General features: G+C 71.5%; 16 protein-coding genes. 12 read left to right on the top strand and 4 right to left on the bottom strand.

From position 1 onward, the window contains the following. The first annotated feature begins 124 nt into the window (after positions 1–124). Positions 125–412 carry a hypothetical protein gene (locus IE198_RS17100; protein ID WP_189887363.1) on the top strand — a complete coding sequence of 96 codons (288 nt, stop codon included), beginning with the start codon at positions 125–127 and terminating at the stop codon, positions 410–412. 40 nt (positions 413–452) lie between these two features. Here IE198_RS17100 and IE198_RS17095 read toward each other — a convergent pair whose 3' ends face one another. Beyond that, complete coding sequence (locus IE198_RS17095; protein ID WP_189887361.1) at positions 453–1,361, bottom strand: hypothetical protein; 909 nt, start codon at positions 1,359–1,361, stop codon at positions 453–455. 327 nt (positions 1,362–1,688) lie between these two features. Here IE198_RS17095 and IE198_RS17090 point away from each other — a divergent pair, with 327 nt between their 5' ends. The 6 genes from IE198_RS17090 (at position 1,689) to IE198_RS17065 (ending at position 11,321) form a co-directional block, all read left to right on the top strand. After that, positions 1,689–3,806, top strand: a complete 2,118-nt coding sequence (locus tag IE198_RS17090; RefSeq protein ID WP_189887359.1) for a phosphocholine-specific phospholipase C — start codon at positions 1,689–1,691, stop codon at positions 3,804–3,806. A 161-nt stretch (positions 3,807–3,967) separates the two neighbouring features. Continuing rightward, entirely contained in the window at positions 3,968–6,178 is a 2,211-nt protein-coding gene (locus tag IE198_RS17085; protein ID WP_189887356.1) for an MMPL family transporter, read from the top strand. A gap of 66 nt (positions 6,179–6,244) precedes the next feature. Next, a complete protein-coding gene (locus IE198_RS17080; protein ID WP_189887355.1) occupies positions 6,245–6,808 on the top strand; it encodes a GNAT family N-acetyltransferase in 564 nt (187 codons plus the stop codon). A gap of 50 nt (positions 6,809–6,858) precedes the next feature. Next, positions 6,859–7,626, top strand: coding sequence for a GNAT family N-acetyltransferase (locus IE198_RS17075; RefSeq protein ID WP_189887353.1), 768 nt, complete (start codon positions 6,859–6,861; stop codon positions 7,624–7,626). A gap of 356 nt (positions 7,627–7,982) precedes the next feature. Continuing rightward, positions 7,983–8,159 (top strand): hypothetical protein, encoded by a 177-nt coding sequence (locus tag IE198_RS17070; RefSeq protein ID WP_189887351.1) that lies wholly within the window; start codon positions 7,983–7,985, stop codon positions 8,157–8,159. Between the two features lie 57 nt (positions 8,160–8,216). Then, positions 8,217–11,321 (top strand): helix-turn-helix transcriptional regulator, encoded by a 3,105-nt coding sequence (locus IE198_RS17065; RefSeq protein ID WP_189887618.1) that lies wholly within the window; start codon positions 8,217–8,219, stop codon positions 11,319–11,321. Between the two features lie 382 nt (positions 11,322–11,703). Here IE198_RS17065 and IE198_RS17060 read toward each other — a convergent pair whose 3' ends face one another. The 3 genes from IE198_RS17060 to IE198_RS17050 all read right to left on the bottom strand — a co-directional run bounded on the left by IE198_RS17060 (position 11,704) and on the right by IE198_RS17050 (position 14,291). Continuing rightward, entirely contained in the window at positions 11,704–11,997 is a 294-nt protein-coding gene (locus IE198_RS17060) for a DUF6191 domain-containing protein (protein ID WP_189887642.1), read from the bottom strand. A 14-nt stretch (positions 11,998–12,011) separates the two neighbouring features. Further along, positions 12,012–13,154, bottom strand: coding sequence for a PQQ-dependent sugar dehydrogenase (locus IE198_RS17055; protein ID WP_189887616.1), 1,143 nt, complete (start codon positions 13,152–13,154; stop codon positions 12,012–12,014). 138 nt (positions 13,155–13,292) lie between these two features. Next, the gene (locus IE198_RS17050) at positions 13,293–14,291 is read right to left on the bottom strand and encodes an aldo/keto reductase (protein ID WP_189887349.1); all 999 of its coding nucleotides are present in this window, start codon (positions 14,289–14,291) and stop codon (positions 13,293–13,295) included. Positions 14,292–14,366: 75 nt separating this feature from the next. Here IE198_RS17050 and IE198_RS17045 point away from each other — a divergent pair, with 75 nt between their 5' ends. The 5 genes from IE198_RS17045 to ilvC all read left to right on the top strand — a co-directional run bounded on the left by IE198_RS17045 (position 14,367) and on the right by ilvC (position 22,172). After that, positions 14,367–15,317 carry a 2-hydroxyacid dehydrogenase gene (locus IE198_RS17045; protein ID WP_189887347.1) on the top strand — a complete coding sequence of 317 codons (951 nt, stop codon included), beginning with the start codon at positions 14,367–14,369 and terminating at the stop codon, positions 15,315–15,317. 335 nt (positions 15,318–15,652) lie between these two features. Further along, entirely contained in the window at positions 15,653–18,463 is a 2,811-nt protein-coding gene (locus tag IE198_RS17040; protein WP_189887614.1) for a putative bifunctional diguanylate cyclase/phosphodiesterase, read from the top strand. 219 nt (positions 18,464–18,682) lie between these two features. Next, positions 18,683–20,536, top strand: coding sequence for an acetolactate synthase large subunit (locus IE198_RS17035; RefSeq protein WP_189887345.1), 1,854 nt, complete (start codon positions 18,683–18,685; stop codon positions 20,534–20,536). Between the two features lie 18 nt (positions 20,537–20,554). Continuing rightward, a complete protein-coding gene (ilvN, locus tag IE198_RS17030; RefSeq protein WP_100109313.1) occupies positions 20,555–21,079 on the top strand; it encodes an acetolactate synthase small subunit in 525 nt (174 codons plus the stop codon). Positions 21,080–21,170: 91 nt separating this feature from the next. Beyond that, positions 21,171–22,172, top strand: coding sequence for a ketol-acid reductoisomerase (gene ilvC / locus IE198_RS17025; protein WP_189887343.1), 1,002 nt, complete (start codon positions 21,171–21,173; stop codon positions 22,170–22,172). Positions 22,173–22,183 lie beyond the last annotated feature (11 nt).

Genomic DNA, 22,183 nt, shown 5'->3' with positions numbered 1-22,183 from the left:
CAGGGTGCGCGCCGCCCCTCGGCGTTGTCCGAGCCGGGCACCGGGTGGGGCAAGGTTCTTCGTACCGGCGGACGGCACTCCCGTGGCACCGTGACCGAACGCCGGATCGGGCCGTTGTCAGGGCATGACCCCAGCAAAGCGTGTACTCGCCGCCATCGCCCTCGCCACCGGCGCATCCGCCCTCGCAGCCCCCGCTGCGAACGCCGCCTCTCCGGAGCTCCCCGTCGGGACGCTTTCGGTCATGGACACCGTCGACACGGTTACCGAGAGCTCCGTCGCCCCGGAGCACCGCGAGCAGGTGCCGAGTGCCTCCCAGCAACTGGCCGGGCTCAACCGGCTGGCCGAGGTGCCGAACGACCTCGACCCGCTGACCGGCCAGGCCGCTCCCGTGACGGGTCTGCTCGGCGCGTAGCCTCCGGCGCCCGGGGGCCGGCCGCCCGGCTCGGCCCCGCTCAGTGGCGGATGCCCAGGCCCGGCAGCCACAGCTCGCCGCGGTCCTTGCAGCTCACGTCCCGTGCACGCAGCTCCTCCGGCCCCCGGGTGCCGCGGGCGTACAACTCGGTGACGACAAGGGCGGCGAGGGCCGCGGCGCATTCGTGCCCGGGGTCGAGGAAGTCGGTCTGCCACCAGCCGCGGTCCCGGCTCTGCCATCCGCGCGCAAGCATCATCCGGGCCCGGTCCTCGTTGTTCTCCCCGTCGCGGTCGTCGATCGAGGCGTGCAGACCGTCCTCGAGGCTGTAGGACACGAGCAGTTGACGGCCCCGGTCGGCGGCGCTCGTCACGCAGAAGCTCGCCCAGTCGGTACCGACCTGCACCGGCAGCTGCTCCGACCAGGCACGGAGCAGCAGCTCCAGCCCGTACTGGAACTGCGCCAGGTCCGCGGCGAGCCGACCGCCCGGACGCGCCGTCGGGCGCTCGCCGGGGCCGCTGCGGTCCAACTGCCAGACGTACGGCAGGAACGCCTGGTCGTACGGCTGGCCGCCGGACCACGCGCCGCCCCACTCGAAGGCGCGCTGCTCCTCGGCCTCCAGGGTGCGGGTGTCGTGGACCGACAGCCCCACCTGCTGCCGGTCGCCGGCGAGCAGCAGGGTCCGGCTGCGGTCGCGCCAGCGCACGCTCGGGCCGTCCGCGGAGCCGCCGTAGAGCGTCGGCTCGCCGATCCGGGCCACGATCGCGTCGTACACCACCTGGAGCGCGTCGCGGCGCCCGGCCGGGGTCGTGCCCGGATCGTGGACGACGACCGGGACGGGGGCGCGGCCCAGGTGCGGGCCGGGCGCGTCATGGAGCATGCGGGCGAACTCCGCGGCGTCCGCGGGCGTCAGGGCCGTCTGGTGGATCCCCCTGTATTCCATGTCGGCCATCGTGCCAGCCGGCGCCGACAATTCCCCTGGTCTTGTGGACCACGGCCGATTCCCGTCGTCCCGGGCCTGTGGGTACCGCCGTCCGACCAGGGCCAGGGTCGCGGCATCCGGCACGGCCTTGATCCGCCCACCGGCTCCGGGGACAAGCCGCGGTGGCCGGGTGGCCACTGAGTCCTGGCCGGAACCCGATTGGACTGCCCTCACGGCCACTTGGACGTTCACCACGCGGATGTCATCATGCCTTCTCGCCGCCATCCGCCCCGGTTGGCGGGCCTGCCGAGCAATGGAATCGAGGACGAACCATTGGCCGTCGACGGGAGGTCGGGCATGTCACCGGAGATTTCGCGCAGGAGGGTGCTCGCGCTCGGGACCGGCGCACTCGGCGCGGCCGCGGCCGGCTCGCTGCTGCCGCCGTCCCTGCAGGCGGCTCTCGCCGCCGAACCGGCGAGCGGCGGGCTGCGCGCGGTCAAGCACGTGGTGATCCTCATGCAGGAGAACCGGTCCTTCGACCACTACTTCGGGACACTGCGCGGGGTCCGCGGCTTCTGCGACCGCAACGCCGTCGAACTCCCCACCGGCAAGCCTGTCTTCGAGCAGCCGGCGCCGCGGGGAGGGGCGGTCCTGCCCTTCCCGGTGCGCGACGCCGCCGAGACGCAGAAGAAGGACCTGCAGTACATCGGTGACCTCGACCACTCGTGGGGCGGCGGCGCCAAGGCCTGGCGGGGCGGCTGGATGGACGGCTGGGTCTCCGCGAAGACGGCCGCGACCATGGCCTACTACGACCGGCGCGACCTGCCGCTGCACTACGAACTCGCGGACACCTTCACCATCTGCGACGCCTACCACTCCTCCACCCACACCTCGACGAACCCGAACCGCAACCACCTGTGGAGCGGTTGGACGGGATACGAGGCCGACGGCACCCGCGCCGTCACGAACGCCGCCTACGCCGAGGGCACCCACCCGGGCTACCCGTGGCCGACGTACGCCGAGCGACTGGAGAAGGCCGGCCGCAGCTGGAAGACGTACACGGAGTGGGAGAACTTCACCGACAACAGCATCGAGTTCTTCACGAGCTTCAAGCAGATCGCCCGTAAGGCCCTGGCCAAGGCCGGTGACCCGGCCGGTGGGTACACCTACATGGAGGCCTTCTACGCCAAGGTCCGCGACACCCAGGACCCCGGGGAGCGGGCCGCGCTGCTCGCCGCGCTCGAGGAGGGTGTGGCGACGCTGACGAAGAGCGAGCGGTCGCTGTTCGAGCGCGGACTGCGCCGGGTGGAGACCGGCACCCTCGCCGAAAGCTTCCGCGCCGACATCGCCGCCGGCCGGCTCCCCGAGGTCTCCTACCTGGTCCCGTCGGCCGTCGACTCCGAGCACCCCGGGGCGTCCTCACCCATCGCCTCCGCCTCTCTCGTCTACAAGGTCCTCGACGACCTTGCCTCGCGCCCCGAGGTCTGGCGGCACACCGTCGTCCTGATCAACTACGACGAGAACGACGGCTTCTTCGACCACGTCCCGCCGCCCGTTCCGCCCGCGGACGACACCGACGAGCGCTGGCAGGGGCTCCCGACGGGCCTGGGTGTCCGCGTCCCGATGCTTGTCATATCCCCCTGGTCCGTCGGTGGCTATGTGTGCTCCGAGGTCTTCGACCACACCTCGGTGATCCGGTTGCTGGAGACGTGGACCGGTATCGAGGAGCCCAATATCACCCCGTGGCGGCGAACCGTCACCGGTGACCTGACCTCCGCCTTCGACTTCGGTCGTGGCAGGCCGCAGCCCGAAGTCGAGCGGCCGGGGGAGATCCCGCCGTTCACCGGCCGCTGGCGCCCGCAGCCGCCCGCCGTGCAGTCCATGCCCGTCCAGGAACCCGGGACCCGGCCGGCGCGCCCCCTGCCGTACCAGCCCGACGCCGACGCCACGGTGTCGGTGGACGCGGTCACCGTCGAACTGCGCAACAGCGGCCGGGCGAGCGCGCACTTCGTGCTCTACCCGTACGCCGGAGAGTTCGAGCTTCCGCAGCACCGGGATGTAAGGGGCAAGGCGCAATGGACCGTGCCCCTTACCGGGGAGGCCTACCGCTTCACGGTCACCGGTCCCAACGGCTTCCGCCGGGAATTCGCCGGCCCAGCGCGCGGCTCGGCAGCGGTCGTCTCCGCCGTCGACCACCACGACCGCGACCTGCACCTGACCCTGCGCAACAGCGGCAGCGCGCCGCTCACCTTCACGGTGCGGCCGCTGGGTTACGCAGAGGACGCCGACCTGCACAGCTGGACCCGCCGGATCACGGTCAAGGCGGGCCGCAGCCGCAGGGTGGTCCACTCGGCGGCCGACGCACACGGCTGGTACGACATCGAGGTGACCGCCGAAGGGGCCCAGGCGGAGTCCGGCTTCAGGCGCCGGCTGATGGGCCACATCGAGAACGGCCGCGCGAGCATCTCCGGCTGAGGCGCCGTCGCGGTCACCGGCTGTCGTGCGGCCCGTGTGAGTAACCCCACGAAGGGGACAAATGATCACGATTGGCTGTCAAGGTGTCTCCTTGCAGGTCATGAGTTCTTTGCGGGCTGTTCTCGACCAAAGATCCGCGAACCACCCAGGGAGCCGGTCCGTTGGCAGCAATTGCCCGGTGGTGCGTCAGGCACCGCCTTGTCGTCGTGCTGCTGTGGCTCCTCACCCTGGGCGGCGCCGCGGCCGCGGCGGGCGTCGCGGGGACCTCGTACACCAACGACTACGAGGTCCCCGGCACCGAATCGGGCCGCGCCACCGCCCTGCTCCAAGAAGGGTTCCACGGGCGGGGCGGTGACAGCGACACGATCGTCTGGCACGCGGACACCGTCAGCGTCCGCGACCCGGACGTCGAGAAACGCATCTCCGCGATGCTCGACGACGTCGCCGCACTCGACGGCATCTCCTTCGTCGCGAGCCCCTACGGCAGCGACGGCGCCCCGCAGATCAGCCCCGACTCGCGCACCGCCTTCGCCTACGTCGGCTTCGACCACCCGGTCGAGGACATCCCGCAGGCCCAGGCGCAGGCCGTCGTCGACACCGCCCAAGCGGCCCAGGGCAACGGCGTTTCGGTGGAGCTCGGCGGCAGCGCGATCGCCCTCACCGAAGCCCCCGGCGGCCATGTCGCCGAAATCGTCGGCGTGGCGGTCGCGGCCGTCGTCCTCTTCCTCGTCTTCGGCTCCCTCGCCGCCAGCGTGCTGCCCATCGCCACCGCGCTCGTCTCCGTGGGCACCGCATACGCAGGCATCGTGCTCCTCGGCCATGTGATGACCGTCGCCGACTTCGCACCCATGCTGGGCCTGCTCGTCGGACTCGGCGTCGGCATCGACTACGCGCTCTTCATCGTGACCAGACACCGCCAGGGACTCAAACGCGGGCTGCCGGTGGACCGGGCGGCACGCGACGCCGTGACCACCACGGGACGCGCCGTCGTCTTCGCGGGTGCCACCGTCTGCATCGCGCTGCTCGGCATGCTCATCCTGCGGCTCGGATTCCTCAACGGCGTCGCGATCGCCGCCTCCCTCACCGTCGTCCTCACCGTGGCCGCCTCCGTGACACTGCTGCCCGCCCTGCTCTCGCTGATCGGCATGCGGGCACTGAACCGTCGCGAGCGGCGGCGGCTCGCCAGGAGGGGGCCGCGGCCCGAGCTGCCGACCGGCTTCGCCGCCCGCTGGTCCGTCTACGTCGAACGCCGGCCCAAAGTGCTGGGCGCTGTCGCCGCCGTCGTCATGCTGGCGCTCGCCCTGCCGACGTTCTCACTCCGCCTCGGCACCTCCGACCAGGGCAACGGCCCCGCCACCGCCACCACCCGACAGGCCTACGACCTGCTCTCGGAAGGCTTCGGCCCCGGCGTCAACGGCCCCCTCACCCTCGTCGCCGGGCTGGAGGGCCCGGACGACCATGTGGCCATGGACCGGCTCCGCCACGAACTCCAGGCCACCGACGGTGTCTCGTCCGTCGGCCCCGTGACGTACAACGGCAGTGGAGACACGGCGGTGCTCACCGTCGTCCCCGAGACCGCACCCCAGTCGAAGGCGACGAGCGAGCTCGTCGACCGCCTGCGCGCCGACGTCCTGCCCGTCGCCGAGAACGGCACCTCGCTCCAGGTCCACGTCGGCGGTGTCACGGCGAGCCACGACGACTTCGCGGAGATCATCGTCGGCGAACTGCCCCTTTTCGCCGGCGTCGTGATCGCCCTCGGCTCTCTGCTGCTGCTCCTCGCCTTCCGCTCCATCGGTGTCCCGCTGAAGGCCGCGGCGATGAACGTCCTCGCCGTCGCCTCCGCCTTCGGCGTCGTCGTGACGATCTTCCAATGGGGCTGGGGAAGCGAACTGCTGGGTCTCGGCCGGGCCGGCCCCATCGAACCGTTCCTGCCGGTGATCATGGTCTCCGTGCTCTTCGGGCTCTCCATGGACTACCAGGTGTTCCTGGTCAGCCGGATGTACGAGGAGTGGCTCGATACCGGCGACAACCGGCGTGCGGTACGGGTCGGCCTCGCGGAGACCAGCCGTGTGATCAACTCCGCCGCCGTCATCATGATCTCCGTGTTCCTCGCCTTCGTGCTCAGCGGCGACCGGGTCATCGCCATGTTCGGCATCGGGCTGGCGGCCGCGGTGGCACTGGACGCGTTCGTCCTGCGCACGCTGCTCGTGCCCGCGCTCATGCATCTGCTCGGCGGCGCGAACTGGTGGCTGCCGCGCGGGCTGGACCGTCTGCTGCCGCGGATCAGCATCGAAAAGCCGGCGTCCCGCAAGGGCGCGCATGCGAGGATCCCGCAAGAACGCACGAGCGAGGACGGCGAGCTCGTGCCATAGCGCGCGCCCGCGCGCCGACGGTCGCCCCGCCGCGGCCTGCGACAACCTTCGACGACGGGGAGCACGGTGTTCTCGGTAAGCCTGGGCGACGACGGAGCACAACTCACCCCCCTGGAGCCCTGGCAGGCCGAGGAGTTCCTCGCACACATCGAGCGGGGACGGGATTTCATAGGCCGGTACGTGGGACTGCCGGACATCGTGCCCGACCTGCCGGCGGCCCGTGCCCACCTCCAGCGGTACGCGGAGAAGGCCGCCTCGGACACCGGACGCATCTACGGCATCCGCCTCGACGGCAGGCTGGTGGGCGGCGTGCTCTTCCCCACCATGGACGCGGCCCAGGGTGTCTGTGAGGCGGGCTGCTGGCTGGAGCCCTCGGCGGCCGGCCGCGGGCTCGTCACCCGCGCCGTGACCGTGATCATCGACTGGGCGGTCGAGGTGCGCGGCTTCCACCGCGTGGAGTGGCACGTGGCACCCGCCAACACGGCCAGCATCGCCGTCGCCGAGCGCCTCGGAATGAGCCGTGAGGGAGTGCTGCGCGAGAGCTACCTCTACCGGGGCCGGCGGCAGGACACCGAAATCTGGTCCGTGCTGGCACCGGAGTGGCGCAAGCTGCGCGCACAGCAGCGGTAGGCCGCATAAAACCACTGGTGAGCCGAGGCGGCCGGTGCTGGAATGCGCCGATGGACCGACAGGATCGCACAGCTGTACTCGCCCACTTCGACCGCCAGTTGCGGCGCGACGTCACCCCCGCGGAACGCGACGGGGACGTCGTACGGCGGTCCGGCGCGGACGGGGACTGGAGCGGCGTCCTCTGGTCCTCGCTGCGACCGGAGACGGCCGACGCCGCCATCGCCCGCCAGGTGCGGCACTTCTCGGCGCTCGGCCGCCCCTTCGAATGGAAGCTGTACAGCCACGACACCCCCGACGATCTCGGTGCACGGCTGCTCGCCGCCGGGTTCGTGGCGGAGCCGGAGGAGACGGTGCTGGTCGGCGAGGCCGCGCACATGGCCGGTGCCGTCGAACTGCCCGACGGCGTACGACTGGAGCCGGTGACCGATGCGGCGGGCGTCGACCTCGTGGCGCAGGTCCATGAACAGGCCTTCGGCACCAACAGTGACCGGCTGCGCGAGCAACTGCTCGTCCAGCTGGCGAAGGACCCCGACACCCTCGACATCACCCTGGCCATGGCCGGCGACCTGCCGGTGTGCTCCGCGCGCATGGAGCGGTACGCGGGCACCGACTTCGCCGGACTGTGGGGCGGCGGCACGCTCGCCGAGTGGCGCGGCCGCGGCATCTACCGTGCCCTGGTCGCCCACCGGGCCAGGATCGCCGTGGCCAAGGGCGTCCGTCATCTGCAGGTCGACGCCTCGGACGACAGCCGCCCGATCCTCGAACGGCTCGGCTTCACTGCGCTGTGCACCACGACGCCGTACGTCTACGAGCCCTGAGCCCGGCGGGGCGCCTGGCCGTGACGAGCCCTGGGCCGGCAGGGCACCTGGCCGTGACGAGCCCTGGGCCCGGACCAGCACGTCAACGGCGGCGGTGCGGTGGTACGGCACCGACCGCGCCACGGTGCCCCCGCCCCGGCCGCGGCTCAGGCGCCTCGGGCCCGATGCCGTGGACGTCGCACCGAAGGCGGTGCCGGGCCTTAGACCCTCCGACGCGGCCTGAGGCCTTCGGACCCGGCCTAAGGCTTGGGACCCCCGAAGATGCGGCGGTCGACCGATGCGGCCGCCCGTCCTCAGCGGCGAGTCTGGATGCACCGCACGGGGCCGAAAGGCCCCACCGACACAGGAGTAACGACATGTTCGACTACGAGATCCAGCAGCTGCGCCGTGCCGATCTGATCCGGGAGGCCGACGCCGCGCGCCGTGTCCCCCGCACGAAGCGCAGCCGCCGGGCCGCGCGTTCGTCCGCCGGGGACGAAGGGGAGAGGCGGGTGAGCCGTCCGGACAGCCGCCACTTCACCCCGGCCGCATGACCCCGCGTGATGGCCGAAAGACCGGTCAAGTGCGCCGCGGTCCGGGACGGTTGTGCGATGCTCGGCGGCGTGGAAGCAAAGTCCGTCAGCCCGGTGTTCGTCGGCCGCGCCGGTGAGCTGGGGGTACTCACCGACGCGCTCACCCGCGCCGTCGGCGGCGACTCGTCGCCGGCGGCCGGGTCCCCGGGCGAGCCCCAGGCACTGCTCGTCGCCGGTGAGGCGGGCGTCGGCAAGACCCGGCTCGTCGAGGAACTGCTGAGCGAGGCGTGCCGCCGCGACGCCGTCGTCGCCGTCGGCGGATGCGTCGAGATCGGCGCGGACGGGCTGCCGTTCGCCGCGTTCTCGACCGCGCTGCGCGCCCTGCAGCGGCGGCTGCCCGAGGAACTGGCGGCGGCCGCCGCCGGCCAGGAGCACGAACTCGCCCGGCTCCTGCCGGAACTCGCCCCGGCGGGCGCCGACCACGGCCGGCACGACGAGGAGGGCACGGCCCGCCTTTTCGAACTCACCGCCCGTCTGCTGGAACGGGTCGCCACCGACCACATCGTGGTCCTGGTGCTGGAGGACCTGCACTGGGCCGACGCCTCCACCCGCCACCTGCTCGCTTATCTGTTCCGCACCCTGCACCGCGGCCGGCTGGTCCTGATCGCCACCTACCGTTCCGACGACGTCCACCGGCGCCACCCGCTGCGCCCCTTCCTCGCCGAACTCGACCGCATGCGTACGGTGCAGCGCATCGAGCTGCCCCGCTTCACCCGGGCGGAGGTAGGGCGTCAGATGGCCGGGATCCTCGCGGCGGAACCCGCTCCGGCCCTGGTCGACCACGTCTTCGACCGTTCCGACGGCAACGCCTTCTTCGTCGAGGAACTCGCTGCGGGCCTCAGCGACGACAACTGCCCCGCCCTGCCGGACTCGCTGCGCGACATCCTGCTCGTGCGCGTGGAAGCACTGCCGGAGGACGCGCAGGGCGTGGTGCGGATCGTCGCCGAGGGCGGCTCAACCGTCGAGCACGGTCTGCTGCACGCGGTCGCCGGCCTGCCCGAGGACGAACTCATCGGCGCGTTGCGCGCCGCCGTCGGCGCGAACATCCTGCTCGCCGTGCCGGACGGCGACGGCTACCGCTTCCGGCACTCCCTCGCCCGCGAAGCCGTGAGCGACGATCTGCTGCCCGGCGAGCGCTCCCGCCTCAACCGCCGTTACGCACAGGCGCTGGAGGCCCACCCCGGCCTGGTACGGGAGGAGGAGCGGGCCACCCGGCTCGCCACGTACTGGTACCGCGCAGGCGACGCCGCCAAGGCGCTTCCCGCCGTGCTCAAGGCCTCGGTCGGAGCACGGCGGCGCCACGCCTACGCCGAACAACTGCGGTTGCTGGAAAGGGCCATGGAGCTCTGGGACAGCGCGCCCGACGCCGTGCGGGCCGAGCTGCGACCCGTGGACCACACCGAGGTATACCCACCCCTTGCCTTCGGCAGGGGGAACCCCAGAGGCTGCGACCCGGCCACCACGCCGCTGCGCTATCTCGACCTGATGGCGGAAGCGGCCGTCGCCGGCCGGCTCTGCGGCGAACGCGAGCGGGCGCTGAAGACCGCCAAGCGCGGCCGGCGGCTGGCCGAGGCGGAGAACGATCCGCTGCGGGCCGCCTGGTTCTCCGTCCAGCACTCCCGGCTCGTCTCCGCGCTGGGCCGCGGCAACGGGTGGGCGGAACTCAGCGCCGCCCAGGACCTGGTGCGCGGCCTGGCGCCGTCCGCCGTGCACGCCGAGGTGCTGGCGGAGGCCGCGGCCTGGAGCAAGGAGCACGACCCCGGTGCGGAAAGTCTGGCGACGGCGGAGCGGGCCGTGGAGTACGCCCGCATGGTCGGCGCGGAGGACATCGAACTCCGTGCCCGCCTCACCCTCGGCAGCCTCATGGCCGACGCCGGGGACGTCGACGGCGGCATCGCCGTCATGTACGAGGTCAAGGACCGCGCGGTCTGCCTCGGGCTGACCGCACACATCGGCCGCATCTACACGAACCTGCCGTCCGTGCTGGAGAGCGTCGGCCGCTCGCACGAAGCGATGGAGGTGCTCGACGAGGGCGTCGCCGTGATCGGCAGATACGGGCTGCTGGACAGCCGCGCCTGGATCCGGAACAACTTCGCCGAGTCCCTTCTCTCCCTCGGACGGTGGGACGAGGCCGAGGAAACGGCGACGCATGCCCTCAGGGTCGCCCTGAGCCCCAAACCGAGCGGACGTGCCGCCCTACTGCTCGCCAGAATCGCCCTTGAGCGCGGGGACGTCGCGCGTGCCGCCGAGCATCTGTCGGCCGCGCAGCGGCACTTCGGCACGAACGACCTGTCACCGCAGTTGACCCTGCCTTCGATCACCATCGCGCTGCGGATCGCCGCGGCGCAGGGCCGGGTCATCGACGCCCGCCTCGAACTCGAACGCGCCGTGGCGTCCGGCTTCCCGCCCGGCACCCGGCGCTACGCCTGGCCGCTGCTGCGGTCCGCCGCCGCCCTGGAGGCCGACGCCCTCGGGTTGCCGGCGGCGGAACCGGGCCGTGCGGAGAGTGTTCAGCGCATCCTGAAGGCCGCGAAGGCCCAGGTGACCGGGGTGCCGGTGTGGCGGGCCCATGAGCTCTGGGTGCGCGCGGAGCTGCGGCGTGCGGAGGGGGCGGACACCGCCACCGACTGGGCGCAGGCGGCAGCGGCGTGGGAGGCGCTGGACCGCCCCTACGAACTCGCGGGCGTACGCCTGCGGTGGGCCGAGTGCCTGCTGCGGTCCGCCGCCGCGGGAGCGGGCGACCCGGACCGCGGACTCGCCACGGAACTGCTGTGCCAGGCCCGGGCGGTGGCCCTGCAGTTGGGCGCACGACCCCTTGCCGAAGACATCGGGCTGCTGGCCAGGCGTGCCCGCGTCACCCTCGCGGAGGCCGCCGACACGGCGGACGCCCCTCCTGCCGGCCCGGACCTCGGGCTCACCCGCCGCGAGCAGGACGTACTGCGTCTGGTCGCGGCCGGCCACACCAACCGCCGGATAGCCGAGGAGCTCTACATCTCGCCGAAGACGGTGAGCGTCCACGTCTCCAACATTCTTGCCAAGCTGGGCGTCTCGGGCCGCGGTGAAGCCGCCGCGCTCGCCCACCGCCTCCGGCTCTTCCCGGACCTGACGAACGCCCCGGCCTGACACCGCGGCCCGCGGGCCGCTCGCTGCCGACAGCCCTGGGGTGAGGCGCCGTCCTCGGGATTCGGCGGGATCGGCGGTTTTGGCCCGCGCCCCGCGCATGGCGGCTCGTCGGGCCCGCGAGGCCGCGGACGGGGCCCGCACGGCGTCGGCCGGCCGGATCCGCCGCACGGTCGGGCAACGCCAGGCGTGCCTGCCGCGGCCCCGGGACCGTGCTCGCCGCATCGGCGGTGTCGGCCGGCCGGGGGCGTGTACGGCGAGCGCCCGCGCGCGCCGCCCGGTCACCCTGCGCCGGGCAGCACCACTGGTGCGCCGCAGCCTGTCCCTGCCCGGTCGGCGTCGGCAGGCGCCGGTCCGTCCCGGCCCCGGCCGATGCGGCGCCCGCTCACCCGCCGTCGGTCTCGGCCGGCGCGGACGTGTCCATCACGTCGTGGGGCGGTGCGCCCGCCCCCCGCGCGAGCGGCCTGTCGCCCGCTGCCTCGTCGCGTGCGGCGTCATCCGCGTCCACGGCGCTCTGCGCCGCCGGCGGGCGAACCGTGACCTTGCCCGAGGCGAGGTCCACCGGGCCGCGGCCGGGATCGCCGTCGCCGACGTCGACACGGGTCAGCGCCAGGCGGTTGCGTTCGTCGTCGGTGTGCTTGCGGCCCGGCGCGAAGATCTCCTCGAAGGCGTTGAACACAGAGCCACCACCCCTTATCCCACCTCCAGCTGGAGGATCATGTCGTCGCCCGACCCTGGCGTGCCCCGGCCGTCCGTCTCGCTGGTGACGAGCCAGAGCTTGTCCCCGCCCGCGGAGACCACCGTGCGCAGCCGGCCGTACTCCTCCTCGAGGAACGGCTGGGAGTCCGCGGAAGGTTCCGCCCCGGACAGCGGGATGCGCCACAGCCGCTCGCCGCGCAGACCTGCCATCCAGATCGATCCCTGGGCGTAGGCGATGCCGCTCGGCGAGGCGTCCGCGGTCTTCCACTGGGCGACCGGGGAAACGAAGCCGGGTTCGTCGCCCTTGCCCTCGACCTCCGGCCAGCCGTAGTTCTTGCCGGGCTCGATCAGATTCAGCTCGTCCCAGGTGTTCTGCCCGAACTCGGCGGCCCACAGGCGCTTCTCCGAGTCCCAGGCGAGCCCCTGCACATTGCGGTGGCCGTACGAGTAGACGACGGAGTCGGGGGCCGGATTGCCGTGGACCGGCTGCCCGTCCGGGGTCATGCGGAGGATCTTGCCGCCGAGGGACTCCTTGTCCTGGGCCAGGCCCGTGTCACCCGTCTCGCCCGTGCCCGCGTACAGCATCTTGTCCGGGCCGAACGCGATCCTTCCGCCGTTGTGGACAACGCCCTTGGGGATGCCGCGGAGCACCGTGTCCGGGGCGCCGAGTTGCTGGCCGGCCGGTTTCTCCTCGTCGTAGAGCAGCCGGGCGATGCGGTTGTCGGAGGCGGTGGTGAAGTAGGCGTAGACCTGGCGGTCCGAGGCGAAGGACGGGGAGATGGCCAGCCCCATCAGCCCGCCCTCCCCACCGGGGGCGACACCCGGCACGGAACCGATCTCGGTCTTCTTGCCGCTCTCCACGTCGACCCGGGTGATCGTGCCCTCGTCGCGTGAGGCGACCAGCAGGTCACCGTTCGGCAGGGCGGCCAGGCCCCAGGGCGATTGCAACTCCTCGGTCAGGGTGGAGACGACCTTCACCGACCCCTTCGAGGGCGGGCCGGAAGGGCTCGGCGCAGCGCTCGACGCCGTGCCCGAGGGGGTTCCGGTCCCCTCGGCGGAGCCGGGAGACCCGCCGGCGGGGCTCTTGTCGCCGCCCGACGAGCACCCGGCCGCGAAGAGGAGCACAAGGGCGGCCATCACGGCCGTCACTGCAGGACGGTGCACGGTACTGATCCCTTCGACGGCGGCTGGACCTGCCTTCCTTCTTCATACACCGCAGCTGCTGTCCAGGTTCCCGATCTTGCCGAGAACCCCGGCCGGAGAACTCCGCCGCGCTCAGTCCCACGAGCCCCGTGCCGCAGGCAGCGCCGCGATCTCCGCCAGGTCGTACGCCGTGAGCTCGAGCTCGGCGGCGCCGGCGTTCTCCACCGCCCACTCGGGCCGCTTCGTCCCCGGCACGGGCACCACGTGCCGTCCCTGCCCCAGCACCCACGCAAGGGCCACCCGCGCGGGCGTGGTCCCCGCCCCGTGCCGCTCGGCGATCCGGCGGAGCCCCGCCACCACCGGCTGGTTGGCCGCCATCATCTCCGCCGTGAACCGCGGGTGGCGCGCGCGTACGTCGTCCGGCTCGAACCCCTGCCCGGGAGTGAGCGTCCCGGTCAGGAACCCGTTCCCCAGCGGCATCGCCGCCAGGAATCCCACCCCGCGCGCCTCGCACCAGGGCAGCAGCCCCTCCAGCGCCTCCGGCGACCACACCGACAGCTCCGCCTGCACCGCGCTCACCGGGAACACCTGCTGAACGCGCTCCAGTTGGCGGATCGTTCCGTCGTACAGACGAGAGCCCGAGCGACGTGACGCCCGCACACCCACCGCGCACATCCCCAGTGCCCGCACCTTGCCGGCGCGCACCAGCTCCGCCATCGCGCCCCAGGTCTCCTCGACGGGGACCTCGGGGTCGGCGCGGTGGAGCTGGTACAGGTCGATCACGTCGGTCTGCAGGCGGCGAAGCGAGGCGTCGCAGGCTCTTTTCACATAGCCGGGCCGTCCGTTGGCGACGACGTGCTGGTCGCCGACGAGCAGGCCCGCCTTCGTCGACACGAAGGCGTCCGCGCGCCGCTCCTTGAGCACTCTGCCGAGCAGCAACTCGTTGGTGAACGGCCCGTACATGTCCGCCGTGTCGAGAAGACTCGAACCGGCGTCCAGAGCGCTGTGGACGGTACGGAGCGAGCGGTCACCGCGCTGCTCGGAGCTGGCGTACGCCCAGCTCATCGGCATGCAGCCGAGCCCCACGGCGCCCACATCGAGGCCCGCCGCACCGATCGCCCTGCGCTCCAACTCCCCGTACCTCTCCCTCGGCCGCCCCCAAAACTAACCAATGATCGACAGCGGCCTTCGCATAGCCTCCTGGGCATGACCGCTGATGTGTGGCTCCCCATCCCGGCCGGCGAGATCGACGGGCTCCCCGACCCCTCCGTGACAGGCCTGAACTACCGCTTCTGGGACGGCGGCCCGAACTGTCCCGCCGACCCCGCGGACTGCGTCTTCTATGCCGTCCCGTACATGAAGGGCATGGAGGTGGCCATACGGCCGCTCGCCGCCATGACGTCGGTCCGGGTCGTCCAGACGCTCTCCGCCGGCATCGACCACGTGGAGCCGGGGCTCGCCCTGCTGCCCGCGGGCGTGCGGCTGTGCAACGCCAAGGGGGTCCATGAGGCATCGACCGCGGAACTCACCCTGGCCCTGGTCCTCGCCTCGCTGCGCGGCATCCCCGGCTTCGTGCGCGGTCAGGAGTCGGAGGAGTGGCGAGCGGGCTTCTACCCGGCGCTCGCCGACAAGTCGGTGCTCATCGTGGGGTACGGGTCCATCGGCGCCGCCATCGAGGACCGGCTCGCGCCGTTCGAATGCGCGCGGGTGGCGCGCGTCGCGCGCTCCGCCCGGACAACGGAGCGCGGCGAAGTGCGCGCACTCACCGACCTTCCCGCGCTGCTACCCGACGCCGATGTCGTGATTCTGTCCACTCCGCTCACCGAGGAGACCAAAGGTCTGGTGGGGGCCGATTTCCTGAGCCGGATGAAGGACGGCGCTTTGCTGGTCAACGTCGCACGCGGCCCGGTCGTCGACACAAAGGCGCTGCTCGCGGAGGTGGAGAGCGGACGGATCACGGCCGCGCTCGACGTCACCGACCCGGAGCCGCTGCCCGCCGGGCACCCGCTCTGGCATGCGCCCGGTGTGCTGATCAGTCCCCATGTCGGTGGCTCCACCTCGGCGTTCATGCCCCGCGCCAAGCGGCTGCTGGTCGCTCAGATCACCCGCTTCGCGGCGGGCGAGCCCCTGCGGAACGTCGTCCTTACGACCGGATAACGCCCCTCCGTTAAACCCCTCCGAACACGCTTCGGAGTCACTCGAATGCACTGCGTGCCTTAACTGCCGCAGCCGGTCACGCAGAGTAGAGAGCCTATGTCGCTGAGTGACGATATTGGTGTATCGTCCCGACCTGGGGGCTGCACCGTGCGAGGGGTGGTGCTGTGGCGCGAACTGATTGCCGATCAGACGTGAGGGGGGCGACGGGCGATGCAGGTCCGATGGAACGAACCGACGCGGCAGGGCAGCCGCCGACGAATCCAGTGCACTGTGCTGCGCACGGCGACACGACCGCCCCTGCCTCCGCGACCGGCGGCCCCTCCATGGACCGCGCGATGACCGCGCCCGGAGCCGTGGCGATCCGCGACATGCTGCCGCGCGCCGGCACGGGGCCGGCCCGCCAGCTCGCCCTTGCGCTGATCTGCGCCGGTTACGGGGTGGGGGCCGCCCTTGGCTGGGGATCGCCCCGACTGGCCCTGATCATGGGCGACTTCGGTCTCAGCCTGGCCGCCCTGATCGCCGCCGTCTCCTGTCTGCTCTACGCGCGTACGACGGCGTGCCGTTTCCGGCCCGCGTGGCTGCTGTTCGCGCTCTCCTCCGCGATGGCGTCGGCGGGGAACGCCGTCTGGGGCTGGTACGAGGTGGTGCTCGGCCGCGAGGTGCCGAACCCCTCCGTGGCCGACCTGTTCTTCCTCTGCTTCGCGCCGCCCGCCATCGTCGGGCTGCTGGTGCTCGCCAAACGGCCCGTGTCCAAGGCCGGCTGGGTCTGCCTCGGGCTGGACGCCTGGCTGATCGGCGGCTCGCTGCTTACCCTCTCCTGGAGCCTCGCACTCGCCCACACCGCCCACGCGCAGGGCGAGAGCGTGGCGCCGGCCGCCCTCGCCCTGGCCTACCCGCTGCTGGACATCGTGCTGGTCAGCATGGTCCTCGCGCTGCACTTCCGCCGGTCCTCCGTCAACCGGACGGCGGTCAACACGGCGATCGCCGGCCTCGCGCTCACCGTGCTGTGCGACGCCCTGTTCATCTCACCGCTGCTGCGCGAGAGCTACCGCTCCGGCCAGCTGCTCGACGCCGGCTGGTTCGCGGGCTCGCTGCTGCTCGCATACGCCCCCTGGGGAGAGCGCAGGATGTCGGACCCCGCACGGCCACCACGGGGCATGAGGCATCCGGGCCGGCCGATCACCACCTCGCTCTCCGCGCTCACCCCGTACCTCGCCGCCGCCGTGTGCACCCTCGGCATCCTCTACAACGTCATCGAGGGCCGTCGGGTCGACCGGGTCGTCGTGCTCACCGGCTGCACCGTCGTCCTCGCCCTCGTCGTACGGCAGGGCATCATGCTCCTCGACAACATCGCCCTCACCAACGAGCTGGCCCAGAAGGAGAACCACTTCCGCTCCCTCGTGCAGGGCTCCAGCGACGTCATCATGATCGCCGCGCCCTCCGGAGTGCTGCGGTACGTCTCACCCGCCGCCGCCGGTGTCTACGGGCGCGACGCGGAGGAGCTGGTCGGCTCGGAGCTGGCCGCGCTCATCCACCCGGACGACCTCGGGCGTGTGGTCCACGAGCTGCGCCGGTTCCTGGCCGCCGACCCGGCACAGGAGCCGACCACCCGCATGGAGTGCCGCTTCCGGTCCGGCTCCGGTGACTGGCTCAACGTGGAGTCGACCGTCAGTCGCCACCAGGGGGGTCTGATCCTCAACAGCCGCGACGTCACGGAACGGGTGCGGCTCCAGGCCCAGCTGCAGCACAACGCGGAGCACGACCCGCTCACCGACCTGCCCAACCGCGCCCTGTTCACCGAGCGGGTCAGAGGCGCCCTCACCGGCCGCAGGGCGGGCGACGAGGGCACCGCCGTGCTCTTCATCGACCTCGACGGCTTCAAGGGCGTCAACGACCGGCTCGGCCACCAGGCGGGCGACGAGCTGCTGATCCAGGCGGCACGGCGGCTGGCCGAGTCCGTACGGGCAGGGGACACGGCCGCCAGGCTCGGCGGCGACGAGTTCGCGGCCCTGATCGTCGGTGACGGCTCGGGGGACAGGGCGGCCCGCGAGTCCCAGGTCCAGGAGATCGCCGACCGGCTGCGGCTCATGCTCTCCCAGCCGTACCGCATCGACGGCGGCGAAGTGCGGGTGGCCGCCTCGATCGGCGTCGCATTCGCCGAGCCGGCCATGAGTCCCACCGACCTCATGCGCAACGCCGACCTCGCCATGTACCGGGCCAAGGCCGCGGGCAAGGACCGTGTCGAGATGTACGCGCCCCAGATGCAGGCAGAGGTGGTCCGCCGCACCGAGCTGGCCGCCCGGCTCCGCAGTGCTCTGCACGAGGGCGAGTTCGCGCTGCTGCACCAGCCGGTGGTGAGCCTGGCCACCGGCCGGATCGAGGCGGTTTCCGCACAGGCCCGCTGGCGCTCCGCCCAGGGCATCCTCTTCACGCCGTCCGAGTTCCTGCGCGTCTCGGAAGAGGGCGACCGCAGCGCCGAGCCCGGCCGTCGGCTGCTCGAGGAGGCCGTCGGCCAGGCCGCCGAGCGGGGCCGCCTGGGCCACCGGACAACGGTGTCGGTACGGCTGTCGGCCCGGCTGCTCCTGGACAGGTCCCTGCCGCTCGGCTCCATCGAGGCCCTGCTCACCCGGCACGGCCTGGCGTCCGGCGCCCTCGTCATCGAGCTCGCGGACAGCGATCCGCGGATCTCCTTCGACGAACTGGAGCAGCGGCTGACCACCCTGCGCAGGATGGGCGTACGGATCGCGCTGGACGGCTTCGGCAGCGGTTACGCGGCGATCAACGCGCTACGGAGGCTCCCGGTGGACGTGCTGAAACTCGACAGAGGCCTCGTCGAGGGCGTCGTCGAGTCGGCCAGGCTCCACAAGATCACCAGCGGGCTGCTCCGCATCGCCGGCGACCTCGGCCTGCAGTCGGTCGCGGACGGTGTGGACGCGCCGGAGCAGGTGCTGGCACTGCGCGCCATGGGGTGCACGCACGGCCAGGGCATGGCCTTCTCGGGACCGCTGGACGAGTACCGGCTGCGCCGGGCCCTGCTCAGGGGCGAGTACCCGGTGCCTGCGGCCCTCACCCTGCCGGTGCTCGCGTCAGGGATTCCCCCTGCTCGCAATGGCTCAAATAGTGAGACTCGCGTCCCACCCACTTGACAGTGACGGCGTGCCGGGGAGAGGGTCAATCCCATGCGCACCCGAATTCTCGTACTTGGAAAGCGCGTCGGCTAGCAGAGCCGCACCGTCAGCTCTGCGAACACCCCCGACGCGCTCCCCTCGCTTGCCTCACGGCACGAGGGGTTTTTTGTTGCACCGGCACGAGTCGAATCCGTACCAAACCCTCGCGAAACCCTCAGCTTCGAGAAGAGAACGCCGATGACCGAGCAGGCCTCCGGGGCCCACCATCCGCATCCGCGGGCCCGTAGCGGCGGACAGCCGTCCGCCACCGTCGAACATGTCACGGGTGCGCAGTCCCTGATTCGCTCTCTCGAGGAAGTAGGGGCCGACACGGTGTTCGGCATTCCGGGCGGCGCGATCCTCCCGGCGTACGACCCGATGATGGACTCCTCGAAGGTCCGCCACGTCCTCGTCCGCCACGAGCAGGGCGCCGGTCACGCCGCCACCGGTTACGCGCAGGCCACCGGGAAGGTCGGCGTCTGCATGGCCACCTCCGGTCCCGGCGCCACCAACCTGGTCACCCCCATCGCCGACGCGCACATGGACTCCGTGCCGCTCGTCGCGATCACCGGCCAGGTCGCCTCCAAGGCGATCGGTACGGACGCCTTCCAGGAGGCGGACATCTGCGGCATCACGATGCCGATCACCAAGCACAACTTCCTGGTGACCAAGGCCGAGGACATCCCGCGCACCATCGCCGAGGCGTTCCACATCGCCTCGACCGGCCGCCCGGGCCCTGTCCTGGTCGACATCGCCAAGGACGCCCTCCAGGCGAAGACCACCTTCAGCTGGCCGCCGCAGACCGACCTGCCCGGCTACCGGCCGGTCACCAAGCCGCACGCCAAGCAGATCCGCGAGGCAGCCAAGCTGATCACCGGCGCCAAGCGCCCGGTCCTGTACGTCGGGGGCGGCGTTCTCAAGGCCGGCGCCACCGCCGAGCTGAAGGTGCTCGCCGAGCTCACCGGAGCCCCCGTCACCACCACCCTGATGGCGCTGGGCGCGTTCCCCGACAGCCACCCGCTGCACGTGGGAATGCCGGGCATGCACGGTGCGGTCACCGCCGTCACCGCGCTGCAGAAGGCCGACCTGATCGTCGCCCTCGGAGCCCGCTTCGACGACCGCGTCACCGGCAGGCTGGACAGCTTCGCGCCGTACGCCAAGGTCGTCCACGCCGACATCGACCCGGCGGAGATCGGCAAGAACCGCACCGCCGACGTCCCGATCGTCGGTGACGCCCGCGAGGTCATCGCCGACCTGGTCCAGGCCGTCCAGGCCGAGCACAACGACGGCAACACCGGCGACTACAGCGCCTGGTGGAAGGACCTCAACCGCTGGCGCGAGACCTACCCGCTCGGCTACGAGCAGCCCGACGACGGCAGCCTCGCCCCGCAGCAGGTCATCCAGCGCATCGGACAACTCGCTCCGGAGGGCACGATCTTCGCGGCGGGCGTCGGCCAGCACCAGATGTGGGCCGCCCACTTCATCGACTACGAGAAGCCGGCCACCTGGCTGAACTCCGGCGGCGCCGGAACGATGGGTTACGCGGTCCCCGCCGCGATGGGCGCGAAGGCCGGTGCGCCGGACCGCACGGTCTGGGCGATCGACGGCGACGGCTGCTTCCAGATGACCAACCAGGAACTGGTCACCTGCGCCCTGAACAACATCCCGATCAAGGTCGCCATCATCAACAACGGCGCCCTCGGCATGGTCCGCCAGTGGCAGACCCTCTTCTACAACCAGCGCTACTCCAACACCGTGCTGCACTCCGGCCCGGAGGCCACCGGCATGGAAAAGAGCGCCGGCACCCGGGTCCCCGACTTCGTCAAGCTGTCGGAGGCCATGGGCTGCCACGCGATCCGCTGCGAGTCCCCGGACGACCTCGACAAGGTCATCGCCGAGGCCAACGCGATCAACGACCGGCCGGTAGTCATCGACTTCATCGTCCACGAGGACGCCATGGTCTGGCCCATGGTCGCCGCCGGCACCTCCAACGACGAGGTCATGGCCGCCCGCGGCGTCCGCCCCGACTTCGGCGACAACGAAGACGACTGAGAGAGAGCGATAAGAAACATGTCCAAGCACACGCTCTCGGTCCTGGTCGAGAACACCCCCGGCATCCTGGCCCGGATCGCCGCGCTGTTCTCCCGCCGCGGCTTCAACATCGACTCGCTCGCGGTCGGTGTCACCGAGCACCCCGACATCTCGCGCATCACCATCGTGGTGGGTGTCGAGGACCTGCCGCTCGAGCAGGTGACCAAGCAACTCAACAAGCTGGTCAACGTTCTGAAGATCGTCGAGCTCGAGCCCGGTGCCGCGATCCAGCGCGAGCTCGTGCTGGTGAAGGTCCGCGCCGACAACGAGACACGCTCCCAGATCGTCGAGATCGTCCAGCTGTTCCGCGCCAAGACCGTCGACGTCTCGCCCGAGGCCGTCACCATCGAGGCCACCGGATCGAGTGACAAGCTCGAGGCGATGCTGAAGATGCTCGAGCAGTTCGGCATCAAGGAGCTCGTCCAGTCCGGCACGATCGCCATAGGGCGTGGCGCCCGCTCCATCACGGACCGGTCGCTGCGCGCCCTGGACCGTTCCGCATAGCGGGCCTTCTCGCCTGGCGAGACCCCGAGACTTCACCGCCCATTCCCGCCGTACGGTGGGACGCAACATCAGCATTCCAAGGAGAATCCCAGTGGCCGAGCTGTTCTACGACGACGACGCCGACCTGTCCATCATCCAGAACCGCAAGGTCGCGGTCATCGGCTACGGCAGCCAGGGCCACGCCCATGCGCTGTCGCTGCGTGACTCGGGTGTCGACGTCCGCGTCGGTCTGCACGAGGGCTCCAAGTCCAAGGCAAAGGCCGAGGAGCAGGGCCTGCGCGTGGTGACGCCCGCCGAGGCCGCCGCCGAGGCCGACGTCATCATGATCCTGGTCCCGGACCCGATCCAGGCCCAGGTCTACGAGGAGTCCGTCAAGGACAACCTGAAGGACGGCGACGCCCTGTTCTTCGGCCACGGCCTCAACGTCCGCTACGGCTTCATCAAGCCGCCGGCCGGTGTCGACGTCGCCATGGTCGCCCCGAAGGGCCCGGGCCACCTGGTCCGCCGCCAGTACGAGGAGGGCCGCGGCGTCCCGTGCATCGCGGCCGTCGAGCAGGACGCCACCGGCAAGGCCTTCGACCTGGCGCTGTCGTACGCCAAGGGCATCGGCGGCACCCGCGCGGGCGTCATCAAGACGACGTTCAAGGAAGAGACCGAGACCGACCTGTTCGGCGAGCAGGCCGTGCTCTGCGGCGGCACCGCGGCGCTGGTCAAGGCGGGCTTCGAGACCCTGACCGAGGCCGGCTACCAGCCGGAGATCGCCTACTTCGAGTGCCTCCACGAGCTGAAGCTGATCGTGGACCTCATGTACGAGGGCGGCCTGGAGAAGATGCGCTGGTCGGTCTCCGAGACCGCCGAGTGGGGCGACTACGTCACCGGCCCGCGGATCATCACCGACGCCACCAAGGCCGAGATGAAGAAGGTCCTCGCCGAGATCCAGGACGGCACCTTCGCCAAGAACTGGATGGACGAGTACCACGGCGGTCTGAAGAAGTACAACGAGTACAAGACCCAGGACTCCGAGCACCTGCTCGAGACCACCGGCAAGGAGCTGCGCAAGCTCATGAGCTGGGTCGACAACGACGAGGCGTGATCCTCGGGGTG

Origin of the sequence: Streptomyces xantholiticus (assembly GCF_014651015.1) — a bacterium.
GTDB classification, from domain to species: Bacteria; Actinomycetota; Actinomycetes; order Streptomycetales; family Streptomycetaceae; genus Streptomyces; species Streptomyces xantholiticus.
This window is presented reverse-complemented; position numbering and strand designations above follow the sequence as displayed.